This window comes from Achromobacter pulmonis, from assembly GCF_902859765.1.
Lineage (GTDB): Bacteria > Pseudomonadota > Gammaproteobacteria > Burkholderiales > Burkholderiaceae_B > Achromobacter > Achromobacter pulmonis.
Genome location: NZ_CADIJV010000014.1, coordinates 92745 through 117947 on the forward strand (window position 1 = coordinate 92745; position 25203 = coordinate 117947).

Consider the following 25203-nt stretch of genomic DNA (forward strand, 5'->3'; position numbering starts at 1 on the left):
CCAAATTTGTTCGAAGGACGCGATAATGGCCTTCAATTCGTACCAGGAGACGCACAATGCCCTTGCGGATGCCCAAGTTCCGGTTCACCCGCCGCTTAGGCAAGATCCTCTTGGGCGTCGTGGCCACGGTGCTGGTCCTCTGTGGCATCGCCGCCTGGCAGGTGCCCAAGGTGCTGCACAACGTCCTGACGCAGGACGTGGCCGGGATGCTGGGACGCGACGTCAGCGTCGGCAAGATCAGCTTCAATCCCTTCACCCTGACCGTGCGCGCCCGCGATCTCGCCGTGGCGCAGCCCGGTTCGCAGACGCCGCTGTTCACCGCCTCGGAACTGAATGTCAGCGCGGCCTGGAGTTCGTTGTTCTGGTTCGCGCCGGTAGTCGACCATTTCACGCTGCGTGCGCCCACGCTGTCGATCGTGCGCGAGGACGTCACCCGCTTCAACTTCTCCGACGTGCAGCAGCGCGTGGCCGAGATGACGGCCCCCAAACCGGACGAGCCGCCCAAGCCCGATGAGGGCCTGCCGCGCTTTTCCCTGAACAACATGGTGATCGAAGGCGGCATCGTGAGGCTGGACGACAAGGTTACCGGCCGCAAGCAGGTGATCGACGAACTGGCGGTGGGCGTGCCGTTCATCTCCACCTTCGGCTACGCCACCGACATCGACGTGCAGCCGCGGCTGCACCTGCGCATCAACGGCAGCCCGTTCGACCTGACCGGCGTGGCGCGGCCCTTCGACAAGGTGCCGTCGTCGACGCTGCGGGTCGCCTTCACCGGCCTGCAACTGGAAAAGTGGGCCGACGTCTGGCCCATGCCGCTGCCGTTCAAGCTGGAACGCGGGCTGCTCGACTCGAACTTGCAGGTCGTGTTCGAGCAACCGAAGGATGCGCCGCCCAAGATCCGCGTGGTCGGCGACCTGGGCCTGCGCCAGTTCGACCTGCGCGACAGCGCTGGCGACAGCCTGGCGGCCTGGAGCGCCCTGACCGTCAACCGCCTCGAACTCGAACCCATCGCGCGCCAGGTCTACGTGGGCGATGTCGGCCTGTGGGCGCCGCAGGTCTACGCGCGCCGCTACGGCAACCAACGCCTGAACTGGCAGGATGTGGCCGACAAGCTCAAGCAGCTCGGCGGCCCGGCGCCGGCGGCCCAGCCTGCGCCGGCGCCGAAACCGGAACCCGCTGCCACGCCCGCACCGGAGCAGGGGGCCCGCACCGCGAACCCCGCGGCCGCGGCAACGGTCAAGCCTGCCGCAGCCACGCAGCCCGCCCTCGTCACGGCCGGCGGCCAGGCGTCCGCGCCCGTCGCGGCTGCCCCGCCCAAGCCCACCGCGCCCGCCGAATGGAAGGTGACGCTTGACGCCTTCAACATCCATGAAGGCGAGCTCTACGTCACCGACGCCATCAGCAAGCTCGACTACACCCTGACCGGCCTGGGCGTCACCGTCGAGGGCGTGGCGCTGCCGCAGGTCCAGGGCGAGCCCATCAATCTGTGGCTGACCGTGGACAACAGCACTGACGGCGGCTGGATCCGCGCAAAGGGGCCGCTGGTGCTGCAACCGCTGTCGCTGGAGCTGGCGCTGCGCATGGGCAACGTGGCGCTGGCGCCGTTCGCGCCGGCCGTGCGCAGCCTGTCGCCGATCCTGTTGCAGGACGGCCGCCTGGGGCTGACGGCGCAAGTGCACGTGCAGGACAGGAACGGCGCCATCGATGCCTCCGCCACGGGCGTGCGGGCCGAACTGGCCCAGTTCAAGGCGCGTGACGAAACCCTGAATCCCGCGCTCGACGTCGCCCTGCAACAGCTGGTGGTCACCGCCGACCGTCTGGCCATGGGGCCCGGCGCCAGCAATTTCACGCTGGCGGCGGCCGGCATCCAGGGTGGCGGCAAGCTCGACCTGAAAGGCGCCTTCACGCCGCAGCCCCTCAGCGTCAGGACCTCGGTCGACCTGTCCGGCCTGAACGTCGCCTCGTTCGCGCCGTATTTCGCCTCCAGCCTGAATGCCACCGTGCGCGCCATCACGCTGGGCGCCAAGGGCGACGCCGAATTCGCGGCCGCCAACGGCAGCGCGCCGATGAAGGCCGGCTGGAAGGGCGGCGTCGAGATTACCGACGTCGACCTGCAGGACCGTGTCAACAAAGACGACTTCCTCAACTGGAAGCGCCTGGGCCTGGCCGGCATGAACATCTCGGTGGCCGGCGAGAAGATCGTCGCCGGCCTGGGCGACATCGCGCTCGACGACTTCTATGGCCGCATTCTGTTGAATGCGCAGGGCCGCTTGAACGTCATGGATCTGGTTGCCGCGCCCGGCCAGGCCGGCGGCTCCATCACCCAGGATACGCAGACCCCCGGGCGCCGCGCCGCGCCTCCCGCGCCGGCGGCCAAGGGCGGCGGCATGCCCGACATCTCGCTCAACAGCGTCACGCTGTCGCGCGGCCGCATGACCTTCACCGACCGCTTCGTCAAGCCCAACTACGTGGCCGAGCTGTCCAGTATCGACGGTTCCATCACGGCGGTGTCGTCCACCAATCCGCAGCCCGCCAAGGTCAAGGTCAGCGGCCGGGTGTACACCACCGCGCCCCTGGCCATCAGCGGCGTGGTGCAACCCTTCGCCAAGTTTCTGTCGCTCGACCTGAAAGCCTCGGCCAAGGGGGTCGACCTGCCGCGCTTCAATACCTATTCGGCCAAGTACGTCGGCTACCCGATCAAGCGCGGCAAGCTGTCGGTGGACCTGGAATACAAAATCAAGGACCGCGCGCTGCAGGCCTCCAACCACGTGGTGCTGAACCAGCTCACCTTCGGCGACAAGACCAACAGCCCCGACGCCACCAAGCTGCCGGTGCTGCTGGCCGTGGCGCTGCTGAAGGATTCGCGCGGCAACATCGACATCAACCTGCCGATCTCGGGTTCGCTGGACGATCCGGAGTTCTCGGTCGGCGGCATCGTCGTGCGGGTGCTGCTGAACCTGGTGGTCAAGGCCGTCACCTCGCCGTTCAGCCTGCTGGCCTCCGCCTTCGGCGGCGGCGAGGAACTGTCGTACGTGGAATTCGCGCCGGGCAGCGCCGTACTCACCGAAGACACGTTGCAGCGCATCGCAACCCTTTCCAAGGCCCTGGCCGACCGCCCCGCGCTCAGGATGGATCTGAGCGGCCGCGCCGATCCCAAGACCGACCTGGAAGGCCTGCGCCAGGCCTGGGTCGACGCCCAGATCCGCCTGGCCAAGGCCCGCGACGTCGCGCCACGCGGCAAAAAGCCGAATCCGGCTGGCGTCGAGGTTTCGGGCGCCGAACGCGCCAAGTACCTGGAAGAGGTCTACGACGACACCGACATCAAGGACAAGCCGCGCAATTTCATCGGCATGGCCAAGTCGGTGCCGCCAGCACAGATGGAGGAGATGCTGCGCGCCGCGGCCCCGGTGGGCGATGAGCAATTGCGCCGATTGGCCGACGCGCGCGCGCAGGCGGTCTATGAAAAGCTGCAAGCCCAGGAAGGACTCGCGGATCGCGTGTTCATCGTCGCCCCGCAACTGGACGCCGATGGCATCAAGGACGAGGGCCTGCCCTCGCGCGTGGACTTCTCCCTGAAGTGAACCCCGGCGGCCCGCCAGGACGTGCCCGCGTCCACCGGCCGTCCCTGCCCGGAGATGCATGATGAAAGACCAGGACGCGCATTTCGACAGCCTGCTGCCGCCGCTGAAGCTGAATCGGCGCGGCTTCATCGCCACCACCGTGGCGGCGGGCTTCTCGCTGGCCGCCGGCCCCGCCGTGGCCCAGACCGCCATCAAGACCGACGCCAACGGCCTGACCGCCGGCAAGGTCGACATTCCCACCTCCGACGGCAAGATGCCGGCCTATCGCGCCGCGCCCGCCGGCAAGAAGAACCTGCCGACGCTGCTGGTGGTGTCCGAGATCTTCGGCGTGCATGAGTACATCCAGGATGTCTGCCGCCGCCTGGCCCACCTGGGCTATATGGCTATCGCGCCGGAACTGTTCGCGCGCCAGGGCGATCCGTCCAAATACACCGAGATCCCCAAGCTGCAGGCCGAGATCATCGGCAAGGTGCCGGACCAGCAGGTCCAGGGCGACCTCGACGCCACCGTGGCCTGGGCCGCCGCCCATGGCGGCAGCGACGACAGGCTCGGCATCCTCGGCTTCTGCTGGGGCGGCCGCCAGGTCTGGCTCTACGCCGCCCACAATCCCAAACTCAAGGCCGGCGCCGCCTGGTATGGCCAGTTGGGCGGCGAGCCGAGCGAACTCAAGCCCAGATCCGTCCTGAGCCTGGTCAACGACCTCAAGGCCCCCGTCCTCGGCGCGTACGGCGGCAAGGACGCCGGCATCCCCCAGGCCGACGTCGACAAGATGCGCATCGCACTGGCCAAGGGCCCTGCCGCCGCCAGGGCTTCCCGCATCGACGTCTACCCTGACGCTCCCCACGCCTTCCACGCGGACTACCGGCCGAGCTATCGCAAGGCCGAAGCGGAGCAGGCGTGGCAGAGGATGCTCGACTGGTTCAAGCAGAACGGCCTGGGCGCCTGACCCGGCGCAGGGCGGGAGGTAGCCGCCTGTCCGCATACCCGCCGGCGCGCAACGTCCATCGCCAGCCGCGAGACTCCCTGTAAGCCCAAAGAGGCCGCCCGCGCGGCCGACTTTGGTGGGCCTCGCAAACGCCTCCCGTCCTTCCGTAGCGGCCGGCCAGCATGCCGCCGTTCCACCGCGCGGCTCAAGAACGCAATCGGCCGCCCGCAAAAAGCACGCCCCGGAGAATTCACTTCTCCGCGCTTTCTCCCGGCAGCCCGTCGCTGACCTCGGCCAACGCCGCCTTCATCTCCTCATAAGAACTCACCCGCTCATTCTGAAAGCTACCCAGCACTCCCCGGCAGCCATCGACGCCGGAGCGCTTCATCTCTTCCATCATCCGCGCCCCATCCGCGAGCCCCTTCCGGTACAACCCGTCATACCCCGCCGCCGAAAACCCATACTCCTTGGCATAGCGCTCCAGGTTCGCGCGCGAGGCCGCCTGGTGCTGCGCCAGGTCGGGTTCGGACGCCCCGCATGAGCGGGCCGCGCCGTTGGAGGCGCCCGCCGCCACCACGAAGGATTCGAACTGGGCCTGTTCGGCCGCATCGGGCGCGGCCCCGGCCGGGGCGGCCACGGCCATCGTCCAGGCCAGGCCGATCAGCATCTTGCGCATTGGTTTGTCTCCGCGAAGCGCCCGCGCGCGCAGTCCGCACGGGCGTTGATTACCACGACATTATGGCAATGATCTCCTGGCCGTCCCGCGTGTGGAGTCGTTTCAGACTGTGCGGTTTCTTTTCCCGCCGGTCGGTGCTGGCCAGCAAGCGCCACGCGCAGGAACTATGATGAGGGCTGTGGGGCACGTCCGCCCCAATGCAACACCCCAACACTGGAGATTCCCCCATGAGCATCAAAGTCGGCGATCGCGTGCCCGACGGCACCCTGACCGAATTCATCGAAACCGAAAGCGAAGGCTGCTCGCTCGGCCCCAACGCTTTCCAGGTCGCCGACCTGACCCGTGGCAAGACCATCGCGCTGTTCGCGCTGCCCGGCGCCTTCACCCCGACCTGCTCGGCCAAGCACCTGCCCGGCTACGTCGAGCAGGCCGACGCCCTCAAGGCCAAGGGCGTGGACGAAATCTGGTGCGTGTCGGTCAATGATGCCTTCGTCATGGGCGCCTGGGGCCGCGAACAGAAAACCGCCGGCAAGGTCCGCATGCTGGCCGATGGTTCCGCCCTCTGGACCCAGGCCCTGGGCCTGGAACTGGACCTGATTCAGCGCGGCATGGGTGTGCGCTCGCAGCGCTACTCGGCCCTGATCGTCGACGGCGTGGTCAAGCAGCTCAACGTCGAAGGCCCCGGCAAGTTCGAAGTCAGCGACGCCGCGACTCTGCTGTCGCAAATCTGATCCAGTCCCTGTTTCATCGCTCAATGCGCGGGCCGCCCGGCGGCCCGCGCCGCTACTTCCCGGCAGGAGTAGCCAGACGCCATGCTCACAACCATTTCCTCTTTTTCGTCGCTGTATGTCGCGACCCTGCTGATGCTCATCGGCACCGGTCTGTTCAACACCTACATGGGGTTGAGGCTGACCGCGCAATCGGTCAGCGAGATCTGGATCGGCGCCCTGATTGCCGGCTACTACCTGGGCCTGGTGTGCGGCGCACGGCTGGGACACAAACTCATCATCCGCGTCGGCCACATCCGCGCCTTCGTCGCCTGCGCCGCCGTCGCCACCAGCATGATCCTGGCGCAGACGCTGGTCGATTCCATGCCGCTGTGGCTGGTGTTCCGCGTCATCTCCGGCATCGTCATGGTGACCGAATTCATGGTCATCGAAAGCTGGCTCAATGAACAAACCGAAAACCACCAGCGCGGCCGCGTGTTCTCGGTCTACATGGTGGTGTCCGGGCTGGGCACCGTGCTGGGGCAACTGGCCCTGACCGCCTATGCCACGCTCGACCTGCGGCCGCTGACCCTGGTGGCCATGTGCCTGGTGCTGTGCCTGGTGCCGATCGCCGTCACGGCCCGCTCGCACCCGCCCACCCCGCTGCCGGCCGCGCTCGACATCCGCTTCTTCATGCGCCGCGTGCCGCTGTCCATGACCGTGCTGTTCGTGGCCGGCAACCTGTCCGGCGCCTTCTATGGCCTGGCGGCCGTGTACGGCGCCAAGCACGGCATGAGCACTTCGCAGGCCGCCATCTTCGTGGCCGCCGCGGTCACCGCCGGACTGTTGTCGCAATGGCCCATGGGCTGGCTGTCAGACCGAATCAACCGCGCCGGGCTGATCCGCTTCAATGCCCTGTTGCTGGTGGTGCTGCCGGCCGTGATGTGGGGCTGGCTGACGCTGCCGTTCTGGGCGCTGGTGCTGCTGTCGTGCGTCTTCGGCGTGCTGCAGTTCACGCTGTATCCGCTGGGCGCCGCCTTCGCCAACGATCACGTCGAATCCGAACGCCGCGTCAGCCTGTCGGCGGTATTGCTCATGACCTACGGCGTGGGCGCCTGCGTCGGCCCCATGATCGCGGGGGTGCTGATGTCGGTGGCCGGGCACAGCATGTACTACGTGTTCATCTCGGCCTGCGCCCTGATCCTGGTGTGGCATGTGCGTCCCACCCGCGTGACCGGCGTGCACCAGGTCGAGGAAGCGCCGGTGCACTTCGTGCCGATGCCTGATTCCCTGCAAAGCTCGCCGGCCGCTGCGGTGCTCGATCCGCGCGTCGATGTGGAAAACGACATCGGCATCGAGATGGTGCAGCCTGACCCGTCGGCCGCGCCCGCGCCAGTGGAAGGGGCCGGCGCCGTGGACCCGCCGGGCGGCTCGCTCGATCCGGCCGCCGTGCCCGTGGACGCCGCTGCGGTCGAGACGGTCGAGGCCGACGAGCCGGCGCGCCAGCCGCGCACCGGCACCTGAGGCCGGCACCCCCTACCAGGGCGCCATCAGCAGGATGGCCGCCAGCGCCAGCGCCAGGCCGAGTCCGTTGACGCGGCCGAGCGGTTCGCGGAACACCAGCGCCCCGACCAGCGTGCCCAGCGTGATCACGCCCATGTTCATGGCGGCGAACACCAGCGCGGGATGGTCCGGCAGCGCCTGGTGCGCGCGGATATAGGTAATGATGTTGCCGAAATTCACCACGCCCAGCGCAACGCCGGCGGCCAGGTGGCGTGGCGCCCAGCGCGCGCGGCGCCACAGCAGGTAGGCCAGCATCAGCATGCTGGCCAGCGCGAACGCCAACAGCAGCCCGCCGGCGAACGCGGTGCCGGCACGCGCCACCTGCTTGAACAGGATATCCACCAGGCCATAGGCCACCCATACCGCCAGCGGCCACAGCCATAGCGCGCGGCGTTGCCCGGTGTCGGCCGGATCGGCGGTATCGGCGGCGCGCGCCGGGGGCGGACGCCGCAGCAGGCAGAACAGCGCGGCAAAGGCCAGTGCGATGGCGCCCAGCTTGCGGCCGCTGACCGGCTCGCCGAACAGCAGGAAGGCCGCCAGCAGCGGGATGAAGAGCGACAGCCGCTGCGCCGCGTCGCTGCGCACCACGCCGGCGTGGCGCACGGCCAGCGCCATTGCCATGAAGCCGCTGGGCAGCAGCACGCCCAGCGCCGCCAGCACCAGCCATGGCGTTCGCGGCGTCAGCAGCGCGGCCGGGTCCGGCCGCAGCACGATCCAGCAAAGCAGGGCGGCCACGGCGTGGTTCACCATGATGGCCTGGCGCACGTCCACCTGCCAGCGCCGCGCCAGCTTGAGCATCGCTGCCACGGCGACGCTGCAGGCGACGCTGGCCACCAGGTAGGACGGACCGGAAGACAGCGTCACGCCGGCTCGTCCTGCCGCGGGTGATGATGCGGCTGCTGGCGGGCGTCGATACGCATGCCCAGGCGCTGCAGCAGACGCTGGTCGGCCTCCATGCGCGGGTTGCCGGTGGTCAGCAGCACATCGCCGTAGAACATCGAATTGGCGCCCGCCATGAAGCACAATGCCTGCATCGCGTCGTCCATGGCCTCGCGCCCGGCCGACAGGCGCACCATGGCGCGCGGCATGGTGATGCGCGCCACCGCGATGGTGCGCACGAACTCGAACGGATCAAGCGTTTCGGCATCGGCCAGCGGCGTGCCTTCCACCCGCATCAGGTTGTTGATCGGCACCGATTCCGGATAGGGCGCCATATTGGCCAACTGCGCGATCAGGCCGGCGCGCTCCTGGCGCGATTCGCCCATGCCGACGATGCCGCCGCAGCAGACGTTGATGCCGGCGCCGCGCACCCGTTCCAGGGTGTCCAGACGGTCCTGGTAGGTGCGGGTGGTGACGACCTTGCCGTAGAACTCGGGCGCGGTGTCCAGGTTGTGGTTGTAGTAGTCCAGGCCGGCGTCCCTGAGCTGTTCGGCCTGGCCTTCGCGCAGCATGCCCAGGGTGACGCAGGTCTCCAGGCCCAACGCCTTGACCGCGCTGACCATTTCGGCCACGGCCTCCAGGTGGTGCGGCTTGGGGCTGCGCCAGGCCGCGCCCATGCAGAAGCGTTGCGCGCCGCCGGCCTGGGCCGCGCGCGCCGCGGCCAGCACTTCCTCCAGCGGCATCAGTTTTTCCGCTTCCAGGCCGGTGTCGTAGCGCGAGGACTGCGAGCAGTAGCCGCAGTCCTCGGGACAGCCGCCGGTCTTGATCGACAGCAGGCTCGACAGCTGGATGCCGTTGGGATCGAAGTGGGCGCGGTGGGTCTGCTGCGCGCGGTACACCAGGTCCATGAACGGCAGGTCATAGAGTTCCATCACGGCGGCGCTGCTCCAGGCAGGCGCCAGCGGCGTCTTGGGCGGTTTCGGAACGGGTATGTAGGCGGTCTGCATGAACGGACTCCAGAAGGCTCGCGAGGATCGCGCCGGGCGCCCGTGGTGGGCGGCTCGACCGGCGGATCGTATGAAGCTGCGCAGGGTTTGCGCAATCTGGTGCCAGTCCCCGATATAGCAGGGACGTTGCCGACGTTTTTGCTGGAAATGACGATTTTTAGGCGTGGGCGGAGTCGAACGCGGCGGCATCTTCGCGCAGTCGGCCGCCCCGATTATTTTGCTTCAATTTGTAAGATCAGGAGGCGCCGCCCGGCGCGGACTTGCCGCGGGTCTTCGGTTTCTCGTGGCCGGTGATGCCGCGGTCGCGCGCCCAGACGATGGCCGCGCTGCGCCGGTGTACGCCGATCTTGCTGTAGATGGTCGCCACGTGGTTGCGCACCGTATTGCGCGACAGGCGCAACTGGCGCGCGATGCCATCGTCGTCATGGCCCTGGCACAACAGCCCGAGCACCTCGCGCTCACGCGCCGTCAACTGCGCCAGCTCGGCCACGTCGCGGCTCGCCGGCGCCGGCGCGCGCAATTGCGCCAGCTTCTCGATGATGCCGCGGCTGAACCAGGAGGTGTCCTGCATCACGGCTTCGATCGCGGTCAAGAGTTCGGTTTCGGTGCGCTTGCGTTCGCTGATGTCCTGCAGCACCAGCAGCACGCGCTGCTCGCCGCCGATCATGACGGGCTCGGCCGACAGCAGGCAGTCGAGCTGGGCGCCGTCCGCCGTGACCAGCGCGGTCTCGCGATTGCGCACGCTTTCGCCGCGCGCCAGCGCGGCCGTCAAGTCTTCGTCCGGGCGCAGTCCGAAGGCGGTCAGCTCCTGGCCCACGGCCTCCTCTGGCGCCACGTCCACGGCCTGGGCGTAGGCGTCGTTGATATCCAGCGCGTGCAATGAACTGCCCTCGCACAGCGCCATGGGCACGGGCGCCAGGCGGAACGCCTTGGAAAACCGTTCCTCGCTTTGCTGCAAGGCTTCTTCGGCGCGCTTGCGCTTTTCCAGGTCGATGAAGGTGAACAGCATGCAGGGCTCATCCTGCATGTCTATCGGCTGGCCGGCGACGATCACGAATTTGGCGCCGCCGTCGGCCAGCCGCAGCACGCCCTCGCGCTGGCCGATGGTCTGGCCCGCGTTGAGCTTGGCCACCGCGTCTTCCCGGTCGTCGCCGCCTTCCAGCACATCCAGTTCGTAGGCCGATTTGCCCAGCACCGCGTCGCGCGCCAGGCCGGTCATGTCCAGGAATCCCTGGTTCACTTTCACGTAGCGCAGGTCGGATAGCCGGCAGATCAGCGCGGGCGCCGGGTTGGCCGCGAAGGTGCGCTCGAAGCGCTGCTCGGCGTTGAGCTGGTCGGTCTGGTCATCCAGGATCAGCACGCGATAGTCGGCGTCTTCATTTTCGAGCAGCAGGCCGCGCGCGCGGATGTGGCGCTGGAAGTCCGGGTCGTCCTTGCGGGTCAGGTCCAACAGCAGATCGTCGAAGGCAAGGCCAGCGGCCAGCCGGTCCAGCGGATACTGCCGGGCCGGCACACGGTGGTGATTGCGGTAGGTCAGCGCGTAGCGCTTGCGGTAGCCGGCCGGTGTCTGCCCCAGCGCCTGCGCCGTGTCGGCCCCATGCAGCGCCAGGGCGCTGGCGTTGGCCCAGGCGATGGCGCCATCGGCTTCGAGCAGGATGATGCCTTCGTTCAGGCCAGCGATGATGCGTTGCAGGTGCTGGCGATGCGTGTGCGGGGCGGCGTTGCTGGCGGTCACGTGGGCCTCTTGGCTTGGCTGGCACAAGCCCACAGGATGCGTTGCGATGGGCGGCCTGTCCAGAGGATAAACGGACGAGACGAGGGGATGGGAGCGGCATGGCGCCTGCCGCCGCGCAAAGCAAAAAAGCTCCGGAATCCGGAGCTTTTGGCGGGCGCCTTCTGGCGCAGTGCAGGAAGACTCCTGCGGAACAACTGGTCTTGCGGCTTGCTGGGATGCACACAAGATGCTTGGCGGAGCGGACGGGGCTCGAACCCGCGACCCCCGGCGTGACAGGCCGGTATTCTAACCAACTGAACTACCGCTCCGCAGCGGCTTACGAGATTTCAGAGCACACCGTCTTGTCAGGACAGCCTTGCAAAATCCGGTTGGCGAGCCAGCGAACTGGCGTCCCCTAGGGGATTCGAACCCCTGTACTCACCGTGAAAGGGTGATGTCCTAGGCCTCTAGACGAAGGGGACCGGAACTTGCAACTGCTCGAACTACTGTACTACTTACTGCTTTACTGGTGGAGGTAAGCGGGATCGAACCGCTGACCTCTTGCATGCCATGCAAGCGCTCTCCCAGCTGAGCTATACCCCCCAGAATCCCTGCTGTTCCAAGCTGCAAACAACAAGGCTTACACCCTATAAATGCAAAAAGCCCCGAGGACGGAGCTCTTGAAAGGCACTGCGTAGAGCGCTTTTGGCGGAGCGGACGGGGCTCGAACCCGCGACCCCCGGCGTGACAGGCCGGTATTCTAACCAACTGAACTACCGCTCCGCAGCGGCTTACTCAACTACTGTGTCACTTCAACTGCATCTGGTACTGCTGCCAGTAAGACTGGCGTCCCCTAGGGGATTCGAACCCCTGTACTCACCGTGAAAGGGTGATGTCCTAGGCCTCTAGACGAAGGGGACTTGGACTTGCCGTACTGCTGATCTTTACTGCATTCTTCGCTTTGGACTGGTGGAGGTAAGCGGGATCGAACCGCTGACCTCTTGCATGCCATGCAAGCGCTCTCCCAGCTGAGCTATACCCCCGTTCTTCTAATCAAGTCCCGCTACGTTCCACGCTTTTTCGAGCACTTTCGTGTTCGTTTCAGGTGTTTCGTTGCCGGTTTGTTTAGTGCCGTTGGCGAAGAAACGAGATTATGCACGAACTAATTTTGGTGTGCAAGTCGATTGCAGGCAAAAAATGAAAAAGTTGCGCCGAAATTGTTTTCAGAGGGACCGATGCGGGGCCGCCGCGACGCCGGCCGCTGATCGAGCCGCGGGTTGCCTGGGGGCGGGCAGGGCCTTTGCCGCGCGATGCACGGCCCTCGCGCCGGCAGCAGGCGGCGGTTCGCGCGGCATGCAACGGCCGGAAAATCAAAGGCTTGCGCGAGTGCTATCGTGAGGGACGGTTGCGGGCACGCGCGGCGTGTTCCGCCATGATGTCCTGCCGGCAGGAGATTTTTCGCATGAGCACCAAGACTTCCTTTCCCACGCGCCCGTTGGGGCGCAGCGACATGTCCATCACGCGGATCGGCCTGGGCGCCTGGGCCATGGGCGGCAATGCCTGGGCCATCGGCTGGGGGCCGCAGGATGACAGCGATTCGATCGATGCGATCCGCCTGGCGGTAGACCGTGGCATCAACTGGATCGATACCGCCGCGGTCTATGGGCTGGGCCATGCCGAGGAAGTGGTGGGACGGGCGCTGGCGCAGATGCCCCTCGGCGACCGGCCCTATGTCTTCACCAAGTGCGGCCTGACCTGGTCCGCCGACCAGCCTCGGGCGATGCCACGTCGCAGCGGCGCGCCGGACAGCATCCGCCGTGAAGTCGAGGCCTCGCTGCGGCGCCTGGGCGTGGAACGCATCGACCTTTATCAGATGCACTGGCCGGCCGGCGATGGCACGCCGCTCGACGTCTATTGGCAGACATTGCTGGACCTCAAGCGCGAGGGCAAAGTGCGCGCGGTGGGCCTGTCCAATCACAATCTGGCGCAGTTGCTGGACGCCGAGGCGCTGGGCCACGTGGAGTCGCTGCAGCCGCCGTTCTCGGCGATCCAGCGCGGCGCGGCCAGCGATCTGATCCCGTGGTGCGCGCAGAATGGCACGGGGGTCATCGTCTACAGCCCGATGCAGTCCGGCCTGCTCAGCGGCGGCTTCTCCGTCGAGCGCGCGCAAGCCCTGCCCGAGGACGACTGGCGTTCGCGCAACGCCGAATTCCAGGCGCCCAACCTGGCCCGCAATCTGGCGCTGGCCGAGGCCTTCAAGCCCATCGCCGAGCGCCATGGCACCACCCAGGCGGCGGTCGCCATCGCCTGGACGCTGGCATGGCCGGGAGTCACCGGCGCCATTGTCGGCATGCGCAATACGGCGCAGGTCAATGGCGTGCTGGGCGCGGCGGAGCTGGAACTGGACGGCGAAGACATGGCGCGCATCGCGGACGCGATCGAGCGTACCGGGGCGGGCGTGGGACCGCTGCGGCCGCTCGACGACAGCGGCGCGCTGCCCGCCGATCTGCTGCGTTGAGGCCGCGCCGGTAAAGCGCCCGGCCCGAGGCGCGCGGCCTGGCCGGATGACCCGGGATGGGAGGGCGCCGGGCGCAGGCGCCCGGTCCGTTGTCAGCCGCGGCGCGCGCGGCGGCCGAAGGCGGCGATGAGCGCCAGGCCGATCAGCGCCAGCGCCGACTTGTCGCCGAAACGCGCATAGGGCGTCAGGCCCGTCATGCCTTGCACCGATACCGGCAGCACGCCCGGCTGCAGCGGCGCCAGCTGAGCCGCCACATGGCCCTTGGCGTCGATGGCCGCGGTGATGCCGGTGTTGGTGGCGGTCAGCATGGGGCGCGCGGTTTCGATCGTGCGCAGGCGGCCGATCTGCAGATGCTGGCGCAACGCCCAGGTATCGCCGAACCAGCCCAGGTTGCTGACGTTGACCAGGATGGTGGCGCCCGGCTCGCCCTGGGGACCCGGTTGCAGCGCGGGCAGCAGGTCGGGGCCGAACAGGTCTTCGTAGCAGATGTTGAAGGCGATGTGCTGCCCGTCCACCGCGAACGGCGTCTGGCGCGCGGGACCGCGGTCGAAATCGCCCAGGGGAATGTTCAGCATGTCGACGAACCAGTGGAAGCCCGGCGGCACGTATTCGCCCCAAGGCACCAGATGGCGCTTGTCGTAGCGCATGGCGGTGCTGCCGCCGGTCAATTGTTCCAGCGGCGTCTTGCCGTCGAAGCCTATGACGCTGTTGGTATAGCGGTCGCGGCCATCGACCACGTCGTGGATCGGCACCCCCATGGCGATCACGGCGTCCCGGCGCGCGGCGACCTGGCGCCACACCTCCCAGGCGCGGGGATCGAGCTGGTCCTGGAAGATCGGCAGCACGGTTTCCGGCAGGATCACCAGTTGCGGGGGCGGCACGCCCGGCGCCGGCGCCATGGCGGTCAGTTCCAGGTGGCGGCGCAGGCTCTGGTCCAGCAGCGCCGGGTCGAATTTCTGCGACTGCTCGATATTGCCCTGGACCAGGCGCACGTTCAGCGCCTCGCCGCTGGGCGCGGACCAGTCGATGCGCGACAGCGGCCAGCCGGCGGCGGCCAGTGCCAGGGCCACGCCGGCGGCGAGCGCGCGGCGGCTGTCGCGGGCTGCGTTGCGATCGCCGGCCGGACGCCAGAGGCTGGCGATCGCGGCGGCGGCGAAGGCCGCCACCAGCGCCATGCCGTGTACGCCCAGCAGCGGCGCCCACCCGGCGATCGGGCCGTCGACCTGCGCGTAACCGATATTGAGCCAGGGGAAGCCGGTCAGGAGCACCGCGCGGATCCATTCGAAGCCGGCCCACAGCGCGCCCCAGGCCAGCGTCCCGGATAGCACGCGCGCCGGGGTCGAATCGGCCGCCAGCGGCGCATAGCGCCGCGCCAGCGCGCCCGCGGTGGCCGGAAACAGCGCCAGGAAGGCCGACAGCACCAGCACCGCGGCCACGGCCAGCGGCGCGGCCAGGTCGCCGTAGCGGTACAGGCTGATGAAGATCCAGTACAGGCCCAGGGCGTAGGTGGCGAAGCTGAACAGCCAGCCGCGCAGCCAGGCCTGGCGCGCCGAGGGCGCGTACAGCGTGACGCGGGCGGCCACCGCCAGCGCCAGGATCTGGGTGATGGCCAGGGCCCAGTCCGGCAGCGGGCCGGGCGCGAACGTGAGGGCGTGTACGGCGCCGGCCAGCGTCAGGCCGGCGGCGCCCAGCAGGACCGGACCGCGGGGGGCGCGGCTCATGCGCCGGCGTCGGCCGAGGTGCCGCGGGATGGCGCCACGCGCTTGACGCGCAGCCAGATGGCGCGGCGCGCGTCGCCGCGCGCCACTTCCAGCTTCAGGCCGTCGAATTCGGCGATGTCGCCGCGACGCGGGATGCGGCCCAGTTGGCCGCCCATCCAGCCGCCGACGCTGTCGTATTCGTCATCGGGCAACCGGCAGCCGAACACGTCGTTGAAGTGCGAGATGTCGGTGGCCGCCAGCACGCGCCACTGGTTCTCGCCCTCGGGGAAGATCGAGTCTTCCTCGGTTTCGTCGAACTCGTCTTCGATGTCGCCGACGATCTGTTCCAGCACGTCTTCCATCGTGACCAGGCCGGAGATGCCGCCATGCTCGTCGATGACGATGGCCTGGTGGTTGCGGCTGGCCCGGAACTCGTGCAGCAGCACGTTCAGGCGCTTGGATTCGGGAATGAACACGGCCGGGCGCACCAGCGAGCGCACCTCGATGTCGGGTTCCAGCATGCAGCGCAGCAGATCCTTGGCCAGCAGGATGCCGATGATGTTGTCGCGGTCGCCCTCGTAGACCGGGAACCGCGAGTGCGCGGTCTCGATCACGTTGGCCACCAAATAGGGGATGGGCTGCGTGACGTCGAGCAGGTCCATGCGCGAGCGCGGCACCATGATGTCGCCGACGGTGCCTTCGGACACGGCCAGCGCGCCCTTGATCATCTTGTAGGACTCCGCGTCCAGCAGGTTGCGGTCATGCGCGGCTTCCAGGATGGCCTTGATGCCTTCACGGTCCTCGGGCTCGCGGCGCACAAGGGAAAGCAGGCGGTCTAGAAGGGATTTGGTGGCGGGTTTGGATGAGCGAGCGGGGGTCGCTTCGGGAGCAGGGTAAGGGTCAGACATCGTCCGGGAGGACAAGTTATGGAGGGGCCAGCATAACCGAATCTGGCGCCCGATTTGTAACGCCGCCCCCCAAAATGGGGCCAACCGACGCGATCTGCGCCTTGCTGGACGCCATTTCGCGCCGATTGCTCAGGGTTGACCCCAAGCCTCCCGGTCAGGCGGCGGTATAGGGGTCGGCGATGCCCATGCGGGCCAGCGTGGCGGTTTCCAGCGCCTCCATGCGGCGGGCGTCGCGCGCCTTGATGTGGTCGTAGCCGAGCGAGTGCAGCACGCCGTGCAGCGTCAGGTGAGCGGCATGGTCGAGCAGCGCCTTGCGTTGCTCGCGCGCTTCGCGCACCAGCACCGGCACGCACATCACGATGTCGCCGCGCGCCACGCCCAGCGGGTCCACGCCATACTCGAACGTCAGCACGTTGGTCGCGTAGTCGCGCTGGCGGAAATCGCGGTTCAGGCGGCGCCCTTCGGCCGCGCCCACCAGGCGCAGGCTGAGTTCGGCGGCGGTGAAGTCCACCAGGCCGTCCTCGGCCGCGGCGGCCAGCGCGCGCTCGGCCCAGCGCCGCAGGCGCCAGCGCGGCAGGCGGGGTTCATCGACTCCGTACTGGACGGACAGGGACAGTTCAGGCGCCATTTTCCTCGGCCCGGTCGTAGGCATCGACGATGCGCGCCACCAGCGGATGGCGCACCACGTCGCGGCTGGTGAAGCGGGTGGTGGCGATGCCCTGCACCTCGTGCAGTACCTTCACGGCGTGCGCCAGGCCGCTTTCCTGGCCGCGCGGCAGGTCCACCTGCGAGGGGTCGCCGGTGATGACGGCCTTGCTGCCGAAGCCGATGCGCGTCAGGAACATCTTCATCTGCTCCGGCGTGGTGTTCTGCGCCTCGTCCAGGATGACGAAGGCGTGGTTCAGGGTGCGGCCGCGCATGTAGGCCAAGGGGGCGATCTCGATGGTCTGCTTCTCGAACAGGCGCTGCACCTTCTCGAAGCCCATCAGGTCGTACAGGGCGTCGTACAGCGGGCGCAGGTAGGGATCGACCTTCTGCGCCAGGTCGCCGGGCAGGAAGCCCAGGCGCTCGCCGGCCTCGACCGCCGGGCGCGTCAGCACCAGGCGCTGCACCGTGTCGCGTTCCATCGCGTCGATGGCGCAGGCCACCGCCAGCCAGGTCTTGCCGGTGCCGGCCGGGCCCACGCCGAAGGTGATGTCGTGCTTGAGGATGTTGTTCAGGTAGTCGCGCTGGCGCGGGGTGCGCGGACGCAGGTCGCTGCGCTTGGTGCGCAGGGCGATGGCATCGCTGTCGTCGTCCAGCGCGGGCAGCGGCTCGGCCTCGCGGGCGGGCGCTTCCTGCAGCTTGTCTTCCTGGCGGCCGATGCCGATCTCGACCAGCCCCAGCTGGATGTCGTCGACCGACAGGGCGCGGTGCACGGCCTGCTCATGGAAGCGGCGCAGCACGCGTCCGGCCAGCTCCGCCCGCTCGCCTTCGATGGTGACGCGGCTGCCGCGGCGCGCGAGCTGCACGCCCATGCCGTCGGCCAGTTGGCGCAGGTTCTCGTCCAGCGGGCCGCACAGATTGGCCAGGTGGGTGTTGTCGCCGTCCAGGACGACGACGGCGGGCAGGGGGCGGCGGGCGCGGGGGCGGGAAGTGGTCATTCGGCCTCTTGGGAGTCGCGGTCGATGTCGGCCACCCGGGCGCGCAGCGAATTGGTGTGCGCGTCGGTGATGATGACGTCGACCATCTGTCCGATGAGCCGCGCGGGCGCGGCGAAGTTGACGATGCGGTTGTTCTCGGTGCGGCCCATCAGCTCGTTCGGGTCGCGCCGCGAGGGGCCTTCGACCAGCAGGCGCTGGCGGGTGCCGATCATGTTGCGGGCGATGGCGGCGGCCTGCTCGTTGATCAGCGCCTGCAGCCGCTGCAGGCGGCGCAGCTTGACGTCCTGCGGGGTGTCGTCGTGCAGGTCGGCGGCCGGCGTGCCGGGGCGGCGCGAGTAGACGAACGAGAACGAGGTGTCGAAGCCGACGTCCTCGATCAGCTTCATGGTTTTTTCGAAGTCTTCCTCGGTTTCGCCGGGGAAGCCGACGATGAAGTCGGACGACAGTGTCAGGTTGGGGCGCGCGGCGCGCAGGCGGCGCACCACCGACTTGAATTCCAGGGTGGTGTAACCGCGCTTCATGGCCGCCAGCACGCGGTCGCTGCCGGCCTGCACCGGCAGGTGCAGGAACGACACCAGCTTGGGCAGGCGGGCGTAGGCATCCACCATGCGCTGGGTCATTTCCTTGGGGTGCGAGGTGGTGTAGCGGATGCGCTCGATGCCGGGGATCTCGTGCACGTATTCCAGCAGCATGGCGAAATCGGCGATCTCGTCGCTGTCGCTCATGCGGCCGCGGTAGGCGTTGACGTTCTGGCCCAGCAGCGTCACTTCCTTGACGCCCTGGTCGGCCAGGTCGGCCACTTCGACCAGCACGTCGTCGAACGGCCGCGAGACTTCCTCGCCGCGCGTGTAGGGCACGACACAGAAGCTGCAGTATTTGCTACAGCCTTCCATGATCGAGACGAAGGCGGTGGCGCCTTCGACCCGCGGCGGCGGCATGTTGTCGAACTTCTCGATCTCGGGGAAGCTGATGTCGACCTGCGAGCGGCCCTCGGCGCGGCGGCGCTGGATCAGGTCGGGCAGGCGGTGCAGGGTCTGCGGGCCGAACACCACGTCCACATAGGGCGCGCGCTTGACGATGGCCTCGCCTTCCTGGCTGGCGACGCAGCCGCCCACGCCGATCACCAGGTTCGGGTTGGTCTTTTTCAGGTGCTGCACGCGGCCCAGGTCGGAAAAGACCTTTTCCTGCGCCTTCTCGCGCACCGAACAGGTGTTGAACAGGATGACGTCGGCGTCTTCCGGGTTGTCGGTCAGCTCCAGGCCCTGGTCGCCGCGCAGCACGTCGGCCATCTTGTCCGAGTCGTACTCGTTCATCTGGCAGCCGAAGGTGCGGATGTACAGCTTGCGGGGAGCGCCGGTGGCGGGGGCGGGCGGGACGGCGGCAGCGCCGTCTTGCGCGTGGGGCACGCGCTTGAGGGAAGTTTCTTGCATGTCGGTCGCCGTGACGGGTGTAGATCCCGGGGGCAGAGGAGAGGGGAAAAGCGGGATTTTACCCCTTGCTGCAAATTTCCTTCATGGAGAAGCAATGCAGGGTTACGATAGCTGGCCTTGGCCGACTCCCCGGCCGAGAACAATTATCTTTACGCGACCGGTTCGATGACGACGAATCCTTCTCTTCCCCCGCGGGCCGCGCTGGCGCCGGGCGCCGCGGCGGCGCCGGACGCGTTCCGCAATCCGCTGTCGACCCGGGCCTGGCTGCTGGCCGGACTCGGCGTGGCCGTGGTGGCCGCGGTCTGTGCCCTGTGGGTGGATCTGCCGCTGGCGATCTGGATCCGGCAATCGGTCAGCGACGGCGTCAACACCTCATTCGAATGGATCGGGGAAATGGGCGAAAGCGGCCGCTACATCGGCGTGGCGCTGGCGTTCTACATCATTGGCCTGGTGGGCCTGGCGCGCGGCTGGCGCAATCCGGTGCGCATGAGCTACGCCAGCATGGCGCGCGGCAGCCTGCTGATGTTGTCGACCATGGCGGTGGGCGGGCTGGTGGTGCTGGCGCTCAAGCGCTCGGTGGCGCGCGCGCGCCCTGAGCTGTTCTTCGAGAAGGGAATCTACGGGCTGGGCGAATCGTTCTCGCGCGCCAACCAGTTCAATTCCTTTCCTTCCAGCCACACCTATGCGGCCTTCGCAGTGGCGGTGGTGCTGGGCATCCTGGCGCCGCGCTGGCGCTGGGCCTTCCTGTCGCTGGCCGCGCTGGTCGCCACCAGCCGCCTGATCAACCTGGATCATTACCTGTCCGACGTGCTCACCGCCGCCGCGATCGCCATCGCGGTCGGGCATTTACTGGCGCCGCGCGTGCTCGGTAGCAAGTATCAGTGGCCGCTGCGCGCGCCGTGGCGCTGGTGGCGCAAGGGCTGAACCCGGCGCAATGCCGGGTGTAGGCCTTCGGCTTGAGCGCCTGACGGCCCGATCTCCGGGGGACGATGGACGGGCGGGCCTGGCTCGCGCCGGTCGGGTCAGGCCGGCGCGAACGCCACCACCACGCGGCGGTTGGTGCGGCTCTTCTTTTCGATCTTGGTGACGGTCACCCGGCCAATCTCGCCGGTGTTGGCCACGTGCGTGCCGCCACAGGGCTGGCGATCCACGCCGGGAATCTCGATGATGCGGATACGCTCGGCGCCCGCCGGCGGCGCCGCGCCGATGGTGCGCACCAGGTCCGGCTGCGCCGCCAGTTCCTCGGGCGTGATGGCGTTGACGGTGACGTCCGTGCCGGCCGTGATCAGCGCGTTCAGACGCTCGGTCAGGTCGGCCTTGTCCAGGGTCGATTCGGGCAGGTCGAAATCGATGCGCGCCGAATCGGGCGAAATGCTGCAGCCGGTGACCGGGGCGGGCACCAGCGAACCCAGCAGATGCAGGCAGGTGTGCAGGCGCATCAGCCGGTGGCGCCGCGGCCAGTCGACGGCTACCGTGACGCGCTCGCCCACCTGGGGCGCGGCCACGCCCTCGGCCAGCACATGCACGATGCGTTGGCGGTCATCGGCGTAGACCGTGTCGGCCAGCGCCAGCACCCGGCCGTCGGGCAGGGTCAGCGTGCCGCTGTCGCCCGCCTGGCCGCCGCTACGGGCGTAGCAGACGGTCTGGTCCAGTTCGATGCCATCGGCGCCGACGGCGATGACGGTGGCGTCGCACGCTTGCTGGTAGGGGGCGTCGTCGAAGCGCTTGTGGGTCGCGGTCATGGAGGTCTCCGTTGTTGTTGGGGGTCAGGCCAGGATGCGGACGCCCTGGCGGGTTTCGATGGCGGCGCGCAGGCGTGGCGGTCCGTCGTCCTGTTCGACGCTGATGAGGTGGCCGGCGCCCAGCCAGGCCAGCCCCTGGCGCAGCAGCGCCGCGCGCGGATGGGTGCCGGTCAGCGACAGCAGGGTCAGCGGCTGGCGCGTCAGGCTCACGCCAGGATAGGCGTCCACATCCCATTGGATCAGCGTCGGCAGCAGGCCGTCGCCGGCCGCTTCGCCGTGCTCGCGCCAGGCCGGCAGGTTGCCGTCATCGGGCACGGTAAGCCGCCAGCGCAGGTCGCCGCGCGTCATGGCGATGGCCGGCGCGATGCGCGCCGGGTGGCGCGCGCTCAGCGCGCTCAGGTCGTCCGGCGCTTCGACGCGCGCCGCCCAATGGGCCAGGAACGGCCCCTCGGCCAGCCGCGCGCGCATCGCCGGTTGGTCCAGCCCGAACCAGCGCGGCCGGTCTGGCGCGGGCGCATCCGGGTCGATGGCGATCACTTCCAGGTACGCGCCATCGGCCAGGCCGAGCACACGGTTGTGGGTGCCCATGCGCGGGTGCGCGCCACCGCCGGCGGGCGCGATGCCCAGCAGGTCGGCCACGTGGCGGGTGCCGCTGTCCAGGTCCGCGGCGGCGACAACGAGATGATCGAGGACGAGATTCATGGCGCTATGGTAGCGAATACGGGAGCAGTACCGTGCGCGCATGAAAAAACCCGCCACGATGGGCGGGTTGTCGGGGCCAGGAAACGACTCAGGCGACCTCGCCTTCCTCGCCTTCCTTCTTGACCGGCTTGATCAGATCTTCGCGCTTGACGCCCATCCACATGGCCAGCGCGGCGGCGACGAACACCGACGAGTAGATGCCGAACCAGATGCCGATGGTCAGGGCCAGGGCGAAGTAATGCAGGGTGGGGCCGCCGAAGAACAGCATGGCCAGCACCATCATCTGGGTCGAACCGTGGGTGATGATGGTGCGCGAGATGGTCTGGGTGATCGCGCTGTTGATGACTTCCTGCACGTTCGCCTTGCGGTACTTGCGGAAGTTCTCGCGGATCCGGTCCATGATGACCACGGATTCGTTCACCGAGTAGCCCAGCACCGCCAGCACGCCGGCCAGCACCGACAGCGAGAATTCCCACTGGAAGAAGGCGAAGAAGCCCAGGATGATCACCACGTCGTGCAGGTTGGCGAGCACGCCGGCCACGGCGAACTTCCATTCGAAACGGAAGCCCAGGTAGATCATGATGCCGATGACCACCATCAGCAACGCCATCAGGCCGTTGTGCAGCAGTTCCTGGCCCACCTGCGGACCGACGAACTCGACGCGGCGCAGTTCCACGCCCTGGTCCGCGGCTTTGAGCGCGGACAGGACGGTTTCGCTCTGGGTGGCGGACGTCTGGCCTTCCTGCAGGGGCAGGCGGATCATGACGTCGTGCGAGGTGCCGAAGTTCTGCACCTGGAAGTCGGTGTAGCCCAGCTTCGAGACCACACCGCGCACGCTTTCGAGCTGCGCGGTCTGGGCGTAGTTGACCTCCATGACCGTGCCGCCGGTGAATTCGATCGACAGGTGGAAGCCGCGCGTGATGATGAAAAAGACCGCCGCCACGAAGGTGACGAGGCTGATGATGTTCAGCACCAGCGCGTGGCGCATGAACGGGATGGTGCGGTGGATCCGGAAAAATTCCATTTTTTGCCCTGGCTAGTCGGTGACGGGCGGCGTGGCCGCCCGTGTCCATGTTCAGTTGGTCTTCGGCTTCCAGACTTCGCCGATGGAGATCGACGTGAGTTTCTTCTTGCGGCCGTACCAGAGGTTGGCCAGCGCGCGCACGCCCACGACCGACGAGAACATCGAGGTCAGGATGCCCAGGCAATGGACCACCGCGAAACCGCGGATCGGGCCCGAACCGAATGCCAGCAGGGCCAGGCCGACAATCAGCGTGGTGAGGTTGGAGTCGAGAATCGTGCCCCAGGCGCGCTCGAAGCCATGGTGGATGGCCTGCTGGGGCGAAGCCCCGTTGCGCAGTTCCTCGCGTATCCGCTCGTTGATCAGCACGTTCGAGTCGATCGCCATGCCCAGTGTCAGCGCGATGGCCGCGATGCCCGGCAGCGTCAGCGTGGCCTGCAGCATCGACAGCAGCGCCAGCAGCAGCAGCACGTTGAAGGTCAGGCCGATCGTGGAGAACACGCCGAACAGGTGGTAGTAGACGATGATGAAGATGGCGATGCCGATGAAGCCGTACAGGGTCGAATGGAAGCCCTTCGAGATGTTGTCGGCGCCCAGGCTGGGGCCGATGGTGCGTTCCTCGATGATCGACATCGGCGCGGCCAGCGCGCCGGCGCGCAGCAGCAGGGCGGTGTCGGCGGCTTCCTCGGAGGTCATGCTGCCCGAGATCTGCACCTGGCCGCCGGCGATTTCGCTGCGGATGACCGGGGCCGTGACCACTTCGCCCTTGCCGTTCTCGAACAGCAGGATGGCCATGCGCTTGCCGATGTTGTCGCGGGTGACGTCGCGGAAGATGCGTGCGCCCTTGGAATCCAGGGTCAGGTGCACGGCGGCCTGTTGGGTCTGGGAATCGCGGCCGGGTTGGGCATCCTGCAGGTTTTCACCGGTCAGCAGCACCTGGCGGCGCACCAGGATCGGGCGGCCGTCGCGGTCGGAATAGCGCTCCAGGCCGAACGGCACCGTGCCGCCCAGCAGCGCGGCTTGGGCGGCCGGAGAATCGTCGACCATGCGGATTTCGAGGGTGGCGGTGCGGCCCAGCAGTTCCTTGGCCTTGGCCACGTCCTGCACGCCGGGCAGTTGGACCACGATGCGGTCCGATCCCTGCTGCTGGATGACCGGCTCGGCCACGCCCAGTTCGTTGATGCGGTTGTGCAGCGTGCTGATGTTCTGCTTGAGCGCGGAGTCCTGCACGCGCGTGACGGCGGCCGGGTTCAGCGCGCCCATCAGCAGCAGCTTGCCATTTTCCTCGCTTTCGGTGAATTCGAGGTCGGGCAGGCGGCTGCGCAAGGCGGCGATGGCGCGGTCACGGTCCTGGGCGTTGGCGAAGGTGGCGGCCACGCTCATGCCGGAACGCTCGACCCCGGCCACATTGACCTTCTGGTCGCGCAGCACCGAGCGCACGTCGGCGGCCAGCGAGTCGTAACGGGCGGTCAGGGCGCCCTGCATGTCGACTTGCAGCAGGAAGTGCACGCCGCCGCGCAGGTCCAGGCCCAGGTACATGGGCTTGGGCTCGAACCAGCCCATCGCGCGCATCCAGGCGGGCGAGGCCGGCAGCAGGTTCAGCGCCACGGTGTAGTGCGGGTCGCCCTGCACCGTGTTGAGGGATTTGTCGATCAGGTCGCGCGCCTGCAGTTGCAGGTCGGTCGAGGAGAAGCGGGCGCGCACGGTGCCGAGCGTGCCGTTCTGTTCGTAGTAGACCCCGTCGTTGGGGATCTTGGCGTCGGCCAGTACCTGCTCGACCCGGTCGCGCATGGCCGGGTCCACCTTGATGGTGGCCTTGGCGCTGGAGACCTGGACGGCGGGCGACTCGCCGTAGAAATTGGGAAGCGTATACAGCAGGCCGATGAGGACCGCAATCAGGACCGTAATGTACTTCCAGAGGGGATAGCGGTTCATTGCCGGCTACGTCATGTAAGAGTGGAGAAAAGGCCGCCCGGGCAGCTGGCGCGACGGACGGCGGGGCGGCTGCCGCCCCGGACCCCGGGGCCCGGTGGCGGAGCTCCTGTGGGACGCTTACAGGGCCTTGATGGTTCCCTTGGGCAGCACCGTCGACACCGACGACTTCTGCATGATGACCTCGACCGGCTTGTCGGCCAGTTCCGAGACTTCGACGGTAACGTAGCTGTCGTTCACCTTGGTGACCTTGCCCAGCATGCCGCCGGCGGTGACGACTTCGTCGCCCTTGGCCAGGGCGGCGATCAGGTTGCGGTGTTCCTTTTGGCGCTTCATCTGGGGACGGATCATCAGGAAATAGAGGATCACGAACATCAGGATGATGGGCAGCATGCCCATCAGCGCATTGCCTTCGGGGGCGGCGGCCTGGGCCACGACAAGGCTGGCGGTATCGATAGCGGACATGTAATTCTCCTGCGTTTAGTCTGTTTGGGTTTGTTTGTATCGTGCTGTCGACGATCTTGTTCTGTGCCCATCCCCGCGCGAGCCATGGAA

20 protein-coding genes and 6 tRNA genes are annotated in these 25203 nt (G+C 67.9%); 6 read left to right on the forward strand and 20 right to left on the reverse strand.

The genetic code is table 11. The features are described from left to right. Positions 1-56 precede the first annotated feature (56 nt). Together HV701_RS13955 and HV701_RS13960 are read left to right on the forward strand one after the other, a co-directional pair. Positions 57-3581 carry a DUF748 domain-containing protein gene (locus HV701_RS13955; protein ID WP_175133614.1) on the forward strand — a complete coding sequence of 1175 codons (3525 nt, stop codon included), beginning with the start codon at positions 57-59 and terminating at the stop codon, positions 3579-3581. Positions 3582-3642: 61 nt separating this feature from the next. Beyond that, complete coding sequence (locus tag HV701_RS13960; RefSeq protein WP_175133655.1) at positions 3643-4527, forward strand: dienelactone hydrolase family protein; 885 nt, start codon at positions 3643-3645, stop codon at positions 4525-4527. A gap of 229 nt (positions 4528-4756) precedes the next feature. Here HV701_RS13960 and HV701_RS13965 read toward each other — a convergent pair whose 3' ends face one another. After that, positions 4757-5182 (reverse strand): hypothetical protein, encoded by a 426-nt coding sequence (locus tag HV701_RS13965; protein WP_175133615.1) that lies wholly within the window; start codon positions 5180-5182, stop codon positions 4757-4759. Between the two features lie 227 nt (positions 5183-5409). Here HV701_RS13965 and HV701_RS13970 point away from each other — a divergent pair, with 227 nt between their 5' ends. After that, positions 5410-5913 (forward strand): peroxiredoxin, encoded by a 504-nt coding sequence (locus HV701_RS13970; protein ID WP_175133616.1) that lies wholly within the window; start codon positions 5410-5412, stop codon positions 5911-5913. A gap of 81 nt (positions 5914-5994) precedes the next feature. Then, entirely contained in the window at positions 5995-7413 is a 1419-nt protein-coding gene (locus HV701_RS13975) for an MFS transporter (protein ID WP_175133617.1), read from the forward strand. A 12-nt stretch (positions 7414-7425) separates the two neighbouring features. Here the strand turns inward: HV701_RS13975 and HV701_RS13980 are convergent, their stop codons facing one another. The 9 genes from HV701_RS13980 to HV701_RS14020 form a co-directional block, all read right to left on the reverse strand. Further along, positions 7426-8310 (reverse strand): EamA family transporter, encoded by an 885-nt coding sequence (locus tag HV701_RS13980; RefSeq protein ID WP_175133656.1) that lies wholly within the window; start codon positions 8308-8310, stop codon positions 7426-7428. 2 nt (positions 8311-8312) lie between these two features. Beyond that, positions 8313-9338, reverse strand: a complete 1026-nt coding sequence (bioB, locus tag HV701_RS13985) for a biotin synthase BioB (RefSeq protein ID WP_175133618.1) — start codon at positions 9336-9338, stop codon at positions 8313-8315. Between the two features lie 235 nt (positions 9339-9573). After that, complete coding sequence (locus tag HV701_RS13990) at positions 9574-11073, reverse strand: helix-turn-helix transcriptional regulator (protein WP_175133619.1); 1500 nt, start codon at positions 11071-11073, stop codon at positions 9574-9576. Positions 11074-11304: 231 nt separating this feature from the next. Next, positions 11305-11381 (reverse strand) — tRNA-Asp (locus HV701_RS13995). 77 nt (positions 11382-11458) lie between these two features. Further along, positions 11459-11534: transfer RNA gene (locus HV701_RS14000), tRNA-Glu, on the reverse strand. 45 nt (positions 11535-11579) lie between these two features. Beyond that, positions 11580-11655 (reverse strand) — tRNA-Ala (locus tag HV701_RS14005). Positions 11656-11758: 103 nt separating this feature from the next. After that, positions 11759-11835, reverse strand: a tRNA-Asp gene (locus HV701_RS14010). A 61-nt stretch (positions 11836-11896) separates the two neighbouring features. Further along, positions 11897-11972 (reverse strand) — tRNA-Glu (locus tag HV701_RS14015). 47 nt (positions 11973-12019) lie between these two features. Further along, positions 12020-12095, reverse strand: a tRNA-Ala gene (locus tag HV701_RS14020). A 419-nt stretch (positions 12096-12514) separates the two neighbouring features. On the opposite strand from HV701_RS14020, the gene HV701_RS14025 reads away from it, so the two are divergent. Then, positions 12515-13570, forward strand: coding sequence for an aldo/keto reductase (locus HV701_RS14025; RefSeq protein ID WP_175133620.1), 1056 nt, complete (start codon positions 12515-12517; stop codon positions 13568-13570). A 92-nt stretch (positions 13571-13662) separates the two neighbouring features. On the opposite strand, the gene lnt is transcribed toward HV701_RS14025, so the two are convergent. From lnt to miaB, 5 genes are all read right to left on the reverse strand, one after another. Further along, complete coding sequence (gene lnt, locus HV701_RS14030) at positions 13663-15291, reverse strand: apolipoprotein N-acyltransferase (RefSeq protein WP_175133621.1); 1629 nt, start codon at positions 15289-15291, stop codon at positions 13663-13665. Beyond that, positions 15288-16178 carry an HlyC/CorC family transporter gene (locus tag HV701_RS14035; protein ID WP_175133622.1) on the reverse strand — a complete coding sequence of 297 codons (891 nt, stop codon included), beginning with the start codon at positions 16176-16178 and terminating at the stop codon, positions 15288-15290. Before HV701_RS14035 ends, lnt begins: the two co-directional genes overlap by 4 nt. 154 nt (positions 16179-16332) lie before the next feature. After that, positions 16333-16806: an rRNA maturation RNase YbeY gene (gene ybeY / locus HV701_RS14040; RefSeq protein WP_175133623.1), complete on the reverse strand. Its 474-nt coding sequence runs from the start codon at positions 16804-16806 to the stop codon at positions 16333-16335. Beyond that, positions 16796-17821: a PhoH family protein gene (locus HV701_RS14045; protein WP_175133624.1), complete on the reverse strand. Its 1026-nt coding sequence runs from the start codon at positions 17819-17821 to the stop codon at positions 16796-16798. The genes ybeY and HV701_RS14045 overlap by 11 nt, the downstream gene beginning before the upstream one ends. After that, positions 17818-19251, reverse strand: coding sequence for a tRNA (N6-isopentenyl adenosine(37)-C2)-methylthiotransferase MiaB (gene miaB / locus HV701_RS14050; RefSeq protein WP_175133625.1), 1434 nt, complete (start codon positions 19249-19251; stop codon positions 17818-17820). Before miaB ends, HV701_RS14045 begins: the two co-directional genes overlap by 4 nt. Before the next feature lie 165 nt (positions 19252-19416). Here miaB and HV701_RS14055 point away from each other — a divergent pair, with 165 nt between their 5' ends. Beyond that, the gene (locus HV701_RS14055) at positions 19417-20175 is read left to right on the forward strand and encodes a phosphatase PAP2 family protein (RefSeq protein WP_175133626.1); all 759 of its coding nucleotides are present in this window, start codon (positions 19417-19419) and stop codon (positions 20173-20175) included. A gap of 98 nt (positions 20176-20273) precedes the next feature. Here the strand turns inward: HV701_RS14055 and HV701_RS14060 are convergent, their stop codons facing one another. From HV701_RS14060 to yajC, 5 genes are all read right to left on the reverse strand, one after another. Continuing rightward, entirely contained in the window at positions 20274-20993 is a 720-nt protein-coding gene (locus HV701_RS14060) for an alanyl-tRNA editing protein (protein WP_175133627.1), read from the reverse strand. Positions 20994-21017: 24 nt separating this feature from the next. Continuing rightward, positions 21018-21695 carry a VOC family protein gene (locus HV701_RS14065; protein ID WP_175133628.1) on the reverse strand — a complete coding sequence of 226 codons (678 nt, stop codon included), beginning with the start codon at positions 21693-21695 and terminating at the stop codon, positions 21018-21020. A gap of 88 nt (positions 21696-21783) precedes the next feature. Then, entirely contained in the window at positions 21784-22719 is a 936-nt protein-coding gene (gene secF / locus HV701_RS14070; RefSeq protein ID WP_175133629.1) for a protein translocase subunit SecF, read from the reverse strand. Positions 22720-22770: 51 nt separating this feature from the next. Then, positions 22771-24651: a protein translocase subunit SecD gene (gene secD / locus HV701_RS14075; RefSeq protein ID WP_175133630.1), complete on the reverse strand. Its 1881-nt coding sequence runs from the start codon at positions 24649-24651 to the stop codon at positions 22771-22773. Positions 24652-24768: 117 nt separating this feature from the next. Beyond that, entirely contained in the window at positions 24769-25113 is a 345-nt protein-coding gene (gene yajC / locus HV701_RS14080) for a preprotein translocase subunit YajC (RefSeq protein ID WP_175133631.1), read from the reverse strand. Positions 25114-25203 lie beyond the last annotated feature (90 nt).